The sequence below is a fragment of the Micromonospora rosaria genome (assembly GCF_001567585.1).
Classification (GTDB): domain Bacteria; phylum Actinomycetota; class Actinomycetes; order Mycobacteriales; family Micromonosporaceae; genus Micromonospora; species Micromonospora rosaria.
Map to the genome: position 1 here is coordinate 1 of NZ_LRQV01000186.1, position 10,818 is coordinate 10,818.

A 10,818-nucleotide genomic window follows, 5' to 3' on the forward strand; every position below is an offset into this window, starting at 1 on the left:
CTCGAAGGCCATCAACGCCCGGGGCGAGGTCGCCGCGGCCACCCGCCAACGGGTCCTCGACGCCGCGGCCGAGCTGTCGTTCCGGCCGAACGTCCTGGCCCGGGGCCTGATCTCCGGGCGTACCAGGACCATCGGGCTGCTCACCGACGAGCTCGGCGGCCGGCTCTCCATCCCGATCCTGCTCGGCGCGGAGAACGCGCTGGGCAACGAGCAGATGTCGGTGCTGCTCTGCGACGCCCGGGGCGACGCGATCCGGCGCCGGCACTACATCCGCGAGCTGCTGGCCCGGCAGGTGGACGGCTTCATCGTCCTCGGCGACAGCAACGACCTGCGTCCCTCGCTCACCCGGGACATCCCGGTCCCGGTGGTCTACGTCTACGGCGAGTCCACCGACCCGGGCGACCTGTCGGTGCTCGCCGACGACGAGGGCGGCGCCCGGCTCGCCGCCGACCACCTGGTCGGGCTGCGTCGGCGACGGATCGGGCACATCACCGGGCCGCAGAGCTACCGGGCGGCCCGGGACCGGGTGACCGGGCTGCGCGCGGTGCTCGACGACCACGGGCTCCCGCTGGCCGGTGGAGCCCCGCTGTACGGCGAGTGGACCCAACGGTGGGGCCGGCAGGCCGCCCGGATGCTGCTCACCGCCGACCCCGGGGTGGACGCGATCTTCTGCGGCAACGACCAGATCGCCACCGGCGTCGCCGACTCGGTCCGCGACCTCGGCCGCCACGTCCCCGACGACATCGCCATCGTCGGGTACGACAACTGGGAGGTCTTCGCCGCCGACTGCCGTCCCCCGCTGACCACCGTCGACCTCAACCTGGAGCAGCTCGGCGCCACGGCGGTGACCCACCTCTTCGCGGCGCTCGACGGCCGGTCGGCGCCCGGGGTGATCCGGCAGCCGTGCCGGCTGGTGATCCGCGAGTCGACCGGCCCGCCGCCGGCGCCCCGGCCGCCCGAGACGCCCCCGACAGCGGACCGACCCCGGCCGTGAGACGGCCGGGGTCGGTCGCGGTACGCGGTGGGGCTCAGCTCGCCGTGCAGGTGGGGGTACCGGTGGGCGCGGTGCCGGTGCCCTGGAAGCCGAACTCCGTGCTGGCGCCGGCGCCCAACTGTCCGTTGTAGGCGACGTTGCGGAAGGTGACACTGCCGGTGGTGCCGCTGCCCTGCGCGTTCCAGGCGTTGGTCACCGCCGCACCGCCCGGCAGGGTGGTGCTCACGGCCCAGCCCTGGGTACCGCCGGAGCCCGCGGTGACCCGGACGGTGACCACGAAGCCACCGGTCCATTGGTTCACCGACACCGAGGCCGAGCAGCCGGCCCCGCCGGGCGGGGTGGTCGGCGGCGTCGTCGGCGGCGTCGTGGGCGGGGTGGTCGGCGGGGTGGTGGGCGGCGTGGTCGGCGGGGTGGTGGTGCCCCCGGCGTTGAGCGCCTCCAGGGTCGCGGTGTACGCCGGCTTCTTGTTGCCGTTGCCGTCGAAGAGCAGCGGGGTGCCGCTGGCCCGCCAGGAGTCGGTGTCCCGGATGCCCCACACGGTGATGCCGGTGCAGCGGGCCACCGCCAGGCAGTCGGCGACGACGCTGCGGTAGGTGTTGGCCTGGGTGGTGCCCGAGCCCTCGATGTCCAGTTCGGTGATCTGCACGTCCACCCCGAGGGCGGCGAAGCTGGACAGCGTGGTGCGGTAGTTGCTGGGGTACGGCGAGTTCGGGTTGAAGTGCGACTGGAGGCCGACGCAGTCGATCGGCACGCCCCGGGCCTTGAAGTCACGGACCAGGTTGTAGACCGCCTGGGTCTTGGCGTGCGTCCAGTTGTCGGTGTTGTAGTCGTTGTAGCAGAGCTTGGCGCCCGGGTCGGCGGCCCGCGCGGCGCGGAACGCGGCCTCGATCCAGTCGTCACCGGTGCGCTGGAGGTTCGAGTCGCGCCGGGCGCCGGTGCTGCCGTCGGCGAACGCCTCGTTCACCACGTCCCAGGAGTGGATCTTGCCCCGGTAGTAGGACGCGACCCGGGTGACGTGGTTGAGCATGGCCTGGCGCAGGGCGGTGCCGGACATGTTCTGCATCCAGCCGGGCTGCTGGGAGTGCCAGGCCAGGGTGTGGCCCCGCACCGCCATCCCGTTGGCGATGGCGTGGTTGACGATCCGGTCGGCGTTGGTGAAGGTGAAGACGCCCTGCTGCGGCTCGGTCGCGTCGAGCTTCATCTCGTTCTCGGGGGTGACCGAGTTGAACTCGCGGTTGAGGATGCCGACGTACGTCGAGTCGGAGAGCTTGTGCGCCGCGATCGCCGCGCCGAAGTAGCGGCCCTTCTCCGCCGCCGAGGCGCCCAGCGTCGTCCCGGCGCTGGCGGTGGGCGCGAAGATCACGGTGGCGGCGACGGCGGCGGCGCCGGCCAGGACCGACACCAGTGCGGTACGCCGGCGTGCCCCGGCGCTCCATCGCCCGCTGGCGCGGGCGGACACGTGCTTCATGGCGTTCGCCTTTCGGATGCTGTGGTGGGAAGGAGTCGCCTCGCCCCTCGCCCGAACGGTGGCGGCCCACCGCCCGCCGTGGCCGCCCGGCCGCCACGTCAGGGGTGCCGTACTGCCAGCACACCACAGGGATCGATGCCCTCCGATCGGAAACGTTATCGAAACACCCCCGAAAGTTCAACGCCTGCCGATTCCTGAATATCGAGGGACACCCCTGAAATCAGGACCGAAAGTTTCGGCTTCTCCGACCCTCCCCGCCCGGCTGCGACCACCGGCCGGACAGGTCGCGGGTCGGTACGGCACGCCCGGGGATGGACCAGCGCCGCCGCCCCTGCGAGGCCGACGACTCCGAAACTTTCGGTTCCGGACGACCGGCCGCCCGCCCGTCCCGGGGCCCCGCCGACAGCGCATCATGGACCCGCGCGGACACCGTGCCCGCGCCGCCGCCACCCCGCCCACCCCTGGAGGACCCCCGGTGCTGACCGACCTTCCCGTCGAGCAACTGGCCACCTACCGCAGCTCGCAGACCCTGCCCGAGGACTTCGCGGACTTCTGGGCGGGGACCCTCGCCGAGGCCGCGAGCCACGACGTCGACGTCCGGCTGCGCGAGGTGCCGACCGGACTGACCACGGTGGTCACCTACGACGTGACCTTCCGGGGGTACGCCGGCCAGGACATCCGGGCCTGGCTGCGGGTGCCGGCCGGGGCCAGCGGTCCGCTGCCCACCGTGGTGCAGTACGTCGCCCACGGCGGCGGGCGCGGACACGCCCTGGCCAGCCTGCTCTGGGCCTCGGCCGGCTTCGCGCACTTCCAGATGGACACCCGGGGGCAGGGCTCGGGGTGGAGCATCGGCGAGACGCCGGACCCCGCCGTGGCCCCGCCGGCGGTGCCGGGTGTGATCACCCGGGGCATCGGCGACCCGGCCGACTACTACTACCGGCGGTTCCTCACCGACGCGGTGCGCGCGGTCGACGCCGCCCGCGCGCTGGACGTGGTCGACCCCGACCGGGTGGCGGTCTTCGGCGTCAGCCAGGGCGGCGGCGCCGCGATCGCCGTCGCCGGGCTGCGCACCGACGTGGCGGCCGTGGTCTCCCTGGTGCCGTTCCTCTGCGACTTCCCGCGCGCCACCCGGATCACCGACGGGTACCCGTACCGGGAGATCGCCGACTACCTGCGGGTGCACCGCGACGACGTGGCCCGGGTACACCGCACGTTGTCCTACTTCGACGCGGTCAACTTCGCCCGCCGGGCCACCGCGCCGGCGCTCTTCTCGGTCGCCCTGATGGACGCGACCTGCCCACCGTCCACCGTGTACGCCGCCTACCACGAGTACCAGGGCCCCCGCGAGATGATCGTCTGGGAGTACAACGGGCACGAGGGCGGCGGCATCGACGACGAGGCCCGCGCCCTGGCGTTCCTCCGCGCCCGGCTGGGTCACCCCGGCTGACCCGTCCCACCCCGACCCGGCCGCGCCCCCTCCGACCGAAGGAGCCACTGTTGCCCCTGCCCCGCGACATCCCCCACTACGACAACCCGGTGCTGCCCGGTTTCCACCCCGACCCGAGCGTCTGCCGGGTGGGCGAGGACTTCTACCTGGTCTGCTCCAGCTTCGAGTACGTCCCCGGCGTACCCGTCTTCCACAGCCGGGACCTGGTGCATTGGCGGCAGATCGGCAACGCCCTCGACCGGCCCGAGCAGCTACCGATCCCGCCGGACTCCACCGCCTCCGGCGGCATCTTCGCCCCGACGATCCGCCACCACGACGGCCGGTTCTGGCTGATCACCACGAACGTCCACCGGGGCAACTTCCTCGTCACCGCCGAGGACCCGGCGGGCCCGTGGTCCGACCCGGTCTGGCTGGACCTGCCGGGCATCGACCCCGACCTGGCCTGGGACGAGGACGGCTCCTGCTGGTGCACCTTCTCCGGTACGCACGTCGCGCGGATCGACCCGGCGACCGGCACGGTGCTGGAGGGACCGTACCCCGGCTGGCAGGGCAGCGGCGGTCAGTACCCGGAGGCCCCGCACCTGTACCGGATCGACGGCTGGTGGTACCTGGTGATCGCCGAGGGCGGCACGGAACGCGGGCACGGGGTCTCGGTGGCCCGCGCCCGCTCCCCCCGGGGGCCGTTCGAGGCCGCCCCGGCCAACCCGATCCTGACCCACCGCAGCACCAACCGGCCGATCCAGAGCACCGGCCACGCCGACCTGGTGTCGGCGCCCGACGGCACCTGGTGGATGGTGCTGCTGGGGACCCGCCCGCGCGGCCACACCCCGCTGTACCACGTCCTCGGCCGGGAGACGTTCCTGGCCCCGGTGCGGTGGGTGGACGGCTGGCCGCAGGTCGACCCGGTCCAGCTCCGCGAGCAGGCACCCGCCTGCTGGACGCCGACCGCCGCCCCGCCGCCACGGGACGACTTCGACGCGACCACGCTCGCCCCGGCCTGGATCTCGCCCCGGGTCCGCCCGGCGGGCTCCTGGTCGCTCACCGAGCGGCCGGGCTGGCTGACCCTGCACGCCACCGGCGCGACGCTGGACCGCCCCGGCGCCACCCTCGTCGGCCGGCGGCAGCAGCATCCCGACTGCCGGATCACCGCGCGCCTCGACCCGGGCACCGGCCGGGGCGGGCTCTCCGTCCGGATCGACGAGGCCCACCACTACGACCTGGAGGTCGCCGGGGGCCGGGTCCGGGTGCTCGCCCGCATCGGCCCGCTGAGCCAGTGCGTGGCCGAGCAGCCCGTCGCGGCCGGGCCGGTGGACCTCACCGTCGACATCCGCACCACGGACGTCCTGCCCCCGTCGGTGACCTCGGCCGAGCAGCTCGCCGCCGGGGGCCCCGGCGTGGGCGCGGCCGGCCCGGACACCATCGGATTCCTCGTCGGCGGCGATCCCGCCAGCGCCACCCTGCTGGCCGAACTGGACGGCCGGTACCTGTCGACCGAGGTCGCCGCCGGCTTCACCGGCCGGGTCATCGGCATGTACGCCACCGAGGGCAGCGTCGCCTTCGACTGGTTCGACCACCGGCCCCGACCGGCCGCCGACGAGTAGCGAGCCATGCGGACAGGTCGGTGGGGATCGGGCGGGTAGCTCGCCGCCGCCCTCCCGTCCGGGGCGGTTCCACCCTTCAGCTTCCTGTCGAGCTGATGTCGTCGACGACTCACCCTCCGTCGGGTCGTCAGGCCGGTGACCCGACGCCGTGCGGACGGCACGTCGCGCCGCCCGTCCGACGACCACCCCGATCGCCGGGTGATGTCGTCAACGAGTCAGCTCGACAGGCGCGGAGGCCGTCGTCCCCGGGCTCCTCGGAACCATCACCGCGCACGGCCCGCGACCGTCGCGGTGGCGACGCCGGGACGGACGGAGCGCGCCGCCACCGGTCGGTGGCGGCGCGCTCCGTGGGTCACCGGCCGGCGGGATCCCGTCCGCCGGCCGGCGGCGTCACGTTCCCAGTCCGGCGGCGGCGAGGGGCCGCTCCGCGCGCTCGTCGGCGCCCTCGGGGCCCGGGGCGACGGGGGCCGGGGCGACGCTGCTCGGGCCGGGGTCGCGGCCGGTGGCCGGGGCCGGCGTCGCGTCGGTCGCCGCCGGCTCCTCGGTGGGTACCGGCTCCTCGGTGGGTACCGGCTGGCGCAGGGCCAGCACGGCGGCCACCGGGGCGGCGAGCGCGACCAGGCCGCAGACCAGCCAGGTGGCGGTGATCCCGATGACGGCGGAGAGCGCGCCGAAGACCACGATGGAGACCGGGGTGGTGCCGATGCTCGCCAGGGTCAGCATCGACATCGCGGTGCCGATCCGGGCCTTCGGCGACGCCTGCTGGTACACGGTGACGATCGCCGGACCGTTCAGCCCGGCCATCAGCCCGACGGCGGCGCCGACCGTGGCCAGGGCCACCACCGAGGGCATCAGCGCCATCAGCAGGATGCCGATCCCGATCCCCGCCCCGCTGACGACCAGCCGCACCACCAGCGGAATGCGGTGGGCCAGCAACGCGCCGAGCGCCCCGGCGGCGAGCGCACCCGAGCTGAACGCGACCACCACCACGGCGACCGAGGCCACCCCCCAGCCCCGCCCGTCGACCAGCAGCGGCAGCGCCACGTCGATCGGCCAACCGAAGGCCATGTCCAGGCAGAAGGCGCAGATGAACAGCCAGCGCAGCCGGCCGTAGGTGCGCAGCAGCCGCAGGCCGTCGCCGGAGCGGCGCAGCAGGTTCTCCCCCGGCGTCCGGGTGCCGCCGGTCATCCCCCGGGTCACCACCGTCACGCCGACGAAGGAGATCGCGCAGGTGACCGAGACCGCCGCCATCACGTGCCACAGCTCCCCGGTGGCGATCATCCACGCGCCGATCGGCGAGCCGACGATCGGGGCGATCCGGGTGACCATCGCGAACAGCGAGTTGGCGCGGGCCAACTGGTCGCCGCTGGCCAGCCGGGGCATCAGGCTGCTGCTGGAGGGGCTGGCCAGGCCGAGCAGCACCCCCTCCAGGGCGGCGATCACCACCAGTGGCCAGAACCAGCCGGTGGTCAGGGTGACCACGGCGCCGCCGGCCAGCAGCAGGACCCGCGCCGAGGTGGTCCGCAGCAGCACGAAGCGGGGGCCGAGCAGGTCGGCGGCGGCCCCGCCGAAGATCAGCGTCAGGGCCCGGGGAATGGTGCCGGCGAGCATCAAAGTGGTGATCGCGCCGGCGCCGCCGAGTTGCACGGCGGTCCAGCCCAGCGCCACCAGCAGGACGTAGTCCCCGGTGAGCGACAGCCCCTGGCTGACGGTCAGCGTGAGGACCCTCCGCCACTGGATCGCCGCCTGCGGGCCGGCCACGGCCGGGTCAGCTTGCTTCATCGTTACGCCTCACTGTCTCCGGGACGCGCCGCACCGGGCTGCGGAGCGGGTCGTCGCGCTGCGGTGGATCGGGGTACGGGCGGGCACGGGCAGGTCGGGCTCCCCGGGCAGGTGCCCGGTGCGGCCCAGCGCTGCGGCGACGGGTGGCGGACCGACCCGCACCCGCCGCGCAGCACGTTCTCCACCGCCCGGACCGTGGCCAGCCGCTCACCGGGCCCCGTCCCCCGGTCGGCGGCGGTGGAACTGATCTCCAGATGCCCGCCCAGGTACGAGCGGCCCATCCCGGCCAGCGCCCGACCCGCCGCCCGGACCGCGGCGGTCCGGTCGGCCGGGCAGGAGGTGAGCACCGGTACGTCCGAGGGGGTGAAACGGACCCGGACCGTGCCGGAGGCCGCCGGGTCGGGCTGACGCTGGTTCCACCTCACTGGCTCCCCCTCGGGCCGCTGGCGATCACGGGACTGCCGTGTCCGAAACGATAGGTTTCCCCCGGCCGCCGCCCCGGCGGTTCACCGGGCAGCCGGCCGGCATCTTCGCCGCCGTGCCAGGGCCGCCAGTCCCACTCGAACATCCGCAGCCGGCCCAGCCGGGTGCCGGTGGTGGCCAGCGCGGCGACGTAGCCGGGCGGCGCCGGCAGGTCCCGCAGCACCCACCGCTGTCCGGTCAGGACACCGGTCCCCTCGACCACGCCGGACATCAGCACGCCGAGCCGCAGCCCGTCCAGCAGCCGCCCGCCGCTGGCCTTGACGCAGGCCTCCTTGCGGGACAGCAGCCGGTGGTAGACGGCCCGCCGGCCGGCGGGGTCGGCCTGGGCGGCGACCGTGGCCGCCTCGTCGGCGGGCAGGAAACGGGTCGCCAGGGCCAGCGCCGAGGTGGCCGGGGCGATCTGCTCCAGGTCGACGCCGACCGGGTCGGCGAGGCAGACGGCGAGCAGGGCGTGCCCGCCGGAGCGGCTGAAGCTCCACTGCCACCGCCGCCACTCGCCGTCGAAGCGGGGCTTGCCGTTGGGGCCACGGACCCAGTGCAGGGTGTACCCGGAGGTGCCCAGGTACTGCCCCAGCACGGTGCGGAGCGCGGCGTGCGCCAGCACGTACCGCTGCGCGGCCAGCCGGTCGCGCATGTGGTGGGCGCGCCGTCGCTCCTCCGCGTCGAGCAGCGTGGCGACCAGGTCCACCACCTCGGGGTCGACGTCCAGCCCGATGTGCCAGATGTCCGCGCCCGGCGGGGGGCCGAGATCGGCCGGCGGGGGCTGGCCCAGCGGCAGGGGCTGGCCGAGGGGCAGCGTCTGGCCCAGGGGCGGAGCCTGGCCCAGGGGCGGAGCCTGGCCCAGCGGCGGGGGCACCCCGGTCGGCGGGGGCGGGGCCGCCGGCGCCAGGTCAGGCCGCGCGGGCATCGCCGAGCCGTCCCTGCAGGTAGCCCTGGGCCAGGGTGAGCCGCTGGATGTTGCCGGTGCCCTCCATGAACTCGAAGGCCCGCGCGTCCCGGACGAGCTTGTCCAGCAGCGGGTGGTCCCAGCGTGCGCCGGGGCCGAGCAGCCGCACCGCCGAGGTGGTGATCTCCTCGGCCAGCCGGGTGGCCCGGACCTTCGCCGCCGAGGCGAGGGTGCCGTCGCCCGGGTTCCGGTCGGCCGACCGGGCGGCGGCCAGCACCACGGCCCGGGTACCGGCCAGCCGCTGCGCCCAGTCGGCGAGCAGGTGCCGCTCCCCGGTGCGCAGGTCCCGGCGCTCGGCGACGACCAGGTCGTACCCGGCCTGGGCGACGCCGAGGGCCAGCGCGGAGACCACCGGGCGGTAGCGGTTGAAGGTCCGGGTGGCCGCCCACATGCCCTGCCGGGTGGCCGACTTGTGCCGGCCGAGGACGTCCTCGTCGGCGATGGGCACCTCGGCCATCCGCAGCTCGCTCAGTTGCAGCCCGCGCAGGCCCAGAGTGGGCAGGGGCACGGCGGTGAAGCCCGGGCGGTCGGTGTCGACCAGCACCGCCAGCACGCCCAGCGGGCCGGCGTGGCGGCGGGCGAAGACCACCCCGAGGCGGGCGCGGGCGCCGTTGCCCACGTACCGCTTGGTGCCGGCGAGCAGCAGGCCGCCGCCGTCGGCGGGCCGCAGGGTGGTGCCCATGCTGCCCGGGTCCGAGCCGTGCGCCGGCTCGGTCATGCCGAAGAACGTCCAGGTCGGCGCGGCGGCCACGGTGGACCAGTAGCGGTCACGCTGGTCGGCGTCGGCCAGCTCGGCGATGACGAAGCCGGACATCGACGGGCCGGGCAGGGCCAGCACCGCGCCCGCGTCGGCCCGCGCCAGCTCCTCCAGCAGCGTCACCTGCTCCACGCACGACTGGAGGTGGACCGGGCGGCCCCGGACCCGCAGCGGATCCGGGTTGTACTCCGCCGGCAGGCCGACGAGCTGCCGCCAGGGCAGACCCCGGTCCAGCAGGGCCGCCGCCAGCGACGGGTCGCGGTCGAGGTCCAGGGCGGACGCCCGCAGCACGTCGGCGTACTCCCGGGCCACCGCCCGCAGGTCGGTGAGGTGTTCGGTGGTCACGACGCCTCCAGGTCGGTCGGTGGCGGATAGGTGTCGGCCAGCAGCTCGGCGGCCCGGACCTCGGCGCCCGGCCCGTCGGCCAGGAACCCGACCGCGCCGAACAGGTGCAGGCAGACCCGGCCGGCCTCGTCCAGGGCGTGGTGCGCCCGGGTCCAGGCGGTGCCGTCGCGCGGGGTGGCCCCGCAGGAGCACCCACCCGGGCAGGCGCAGCCGGCCCGGCAGGTGGCCGTGCTGGCGCAGCCGCAGCCGTCCGCGCAGCCGCAGCCGGCACCGCAGGTGCAGGCCGCGCCGCAGGCGCACCCCCCCGGGCAGGTGGCGGCGGCCACGCAGGCGCAGCGGGCCGCGCAGGCGCAGGTCGCCGCGCAGGTGACGGTCTCCAGCAGGGCGTGGGCCTCGGCGAGACCGGCGGCGGCGTCGGCGACCATCCCCCGCACCATCGGCAGGTTCAGGGTGACGGTGCCGGCGACGGACCGGCCGCGCAGGTGCGCGACGGCGTGGGCGAGGCTCCGTTCGGCGAGGCCGAGCCGCAGCCAGAGCAGCCCGGCGGTCCAGGTGTCGTGCGGCGGCGGCCCGCCCCCGGGCACCCGCACCGCGATCAGCGCGTCGGCGCCGACCGGGACGCGGTCCAGCAGGTCGTGCCGGACCCCGGCCCGGGGTCGGGGGCCCGCCCCGGTGGCGTACCGGTCGCAGGCCGCCTCGATGTCGGCCGGCACCAGGGCGTGCCCGCCGGGTCCGACCGGCAGGACGCCGGGGCTGGTCGTGGCGTGCAGCAGGCGCAGCGCGGCAGCCGGCCCGTCGGCGTACGCCACCGGCCGGTACCGGCGGGCGTCGGCGGCCGGCGGCGTCGGTGCCGCCGGCACGGTCGGCACCCCGGACGGGATGGGCACGGTCGGTACCCGGGTCGGCGGGTTCGCGGTGACGGTCATCGCGTCAGCTCCCTCGTACGGCGCGGGCGGGAGACGCCCGCGGCGGGACCGGGCGGCGGGGACGCCGGG

The 10,818-nt window shown here is 75.6% G+C and carries 9 protein-coding genes; 3 read left to right on the plus strand and 6 right to left on the minus strand.

Features of this window, described 5'->3' with window-relative positions; genetic code table 11:
* A partial coding sequence (locus tag AWW66_RS29435) for a LacI family DNA-binding transcriptional regulator (protein WP_067373224.1) occupies positions 1–994 on the plus strand: 994 nt, incomplete at its 5' end.
* 34 nt (positions 995–1,028) lie between these two features.
* Here the strand turns inward: AWW66_RS29435 and AWW66_RS29440 are convergent.
* Complete coding sequence (locus tag AWW66_RS29440; protein WP_067373227.1) at positions 1,029–2,462, minus strand: glycoside hydrolase family 10 protein; 1,434 nt, start codon at positions 2,460–2,462, stop codon at positions 1,029–1,031.
* Between the two features lie 475 nt (positions 2,463–2,937).
* Here AWW66_RS29440 and AWW66_RS29445 point away from each other — a divergent pair, with 475 nt between their 5' ends.
* Together AWW66_RS29445 and AWW66_RS29450 are read left to right on the plus strand one after the other, a co-directional pair.
* A complete protein-coding gene (locus AWW66_RS29445; RefSeq protein ID WP_067373230.1) occupies positions 2,938–3,909 on the plus strand; it encodes an acetylxylan esterase in 972 nt (323 codons plus the stop codon).
* Between the two features lie 50 nt (positions 3,910–3,959).
* Positions 3,960–5,510 carry a glycoside hydrolase family 43 protein gene (locus tag AWW66_RS29450; RefSeq protein WP_245648541.1) on the plus strand — a complete coding sequence of 517 codons (1,551 nt, stop codon included), beginning with the start codon at positions 3,960–3,962 and terminating at the stop codon, positions 5,508–5,510.
* Positions 5,511–5,900: 390 nt separating this feature from the next.
* Here AWW66_RS29450 and AWW66_RS29455 read toward each other — a convergent pair whose 3' ends face one another.
* From AWW66_RS29455 to AWW66_RS29475, 5 genes are read right to left on the minus strand one after another with little or no spacing between them, the layout of a single operon-like run.
* Positions 5,901–7,292: an MFS transporter gene (locus AWW66_RS29455; protein WP_067373233.1), complete on the minus strand. Its 1,392-nt coding sequence runs from the start codon at positions 7,290–7,292 to the stop codon at positions 5,901–5,903.
* A 2-nt stretch (positions 7,293–7,294) separates the two neighbouring features.
* Positions 7,295–7,717 (minus strand): hypothetical protein, encoded by a 423-nt coding sequence (locus AWW66_RS34070; RefSeq protein WP_157528117.1) that lies wholly within the window; start codon positions 7,715–7,717, stop codon positions 7,295–7,297.
* Positions 7,714–8,682, minus strand: a complete 969-nt coding sequence (locus tag AWW66_RS29465) for a 4'-phosphopantetheinyl transferase family protein (RefSeq protein WP_067373239.1) — start codon at positions 8,680–8,682, stop codon at positions 7,714–7,716. Before AWW66_RS29465 ends, AWW66_RS34070 begins: the two co-directional genes overlap by 4 nt.
* Complete coding sequence (locus AWW66_RS29470; RefSeq protein WP_067373242.1) at positions 8,666–9,823, minus strand: acyl-CoA dehydrogenase family protein; 1,158 nt, start codon at positions 9,821–9,823, stop codon at positions 8,666–8,668. Before AWW66_RS29470 ends, AWW66_RS29465 begins: the two co-directional genes overlap by 17 nt.
* A complete protein-coding gene (locus AWW66_RS29475; RefSeq protein ID WP_067373245.1) occupies positions 9,820–10,749 on the minus strand; it encodes a hypothetical protein in 930 nt (309 codons plus the stop codon). The genes AWW66_RS29470 and AWW66_RS29475 overlap by 4 nt, the downstream gene beginning before the upstream one ends.
* Positions 10,750–10,818 lie beyond the last annotated feature (69 nt).

Coding starts and splice junctions, on each gene's coding strand:
- AWW66_RS29440 (WP_067373227.1), bottom strand. CDS start 2,462: ATGAAGCACGTGTCCGCCCGCGCCAGCGGGCGATGGAGCGCCGGGGCA.
- AWW66_RS29455 (WP_067373233.1), bottom strand. CDS start 7,292: ATGAAGCAAGCTGACCCGGCCGTGGCCGGCCCGCAGGCGGCGATCCAG.
- AWW66_RS29465 (WP_067373239.1), bottom strand. CDS start 8,682: ATGCCCGCGCGGCCTGACCTGGCGCCGGCGGCCCCGCCCCCGCCGACC.
- AWW66_RS29475 (WP_067373245.1), bottom strand. CDS start 10,749: ATGACCGTCACCGCGAACCCGCCGACCCGGGTACCGACCGTGCCCATC.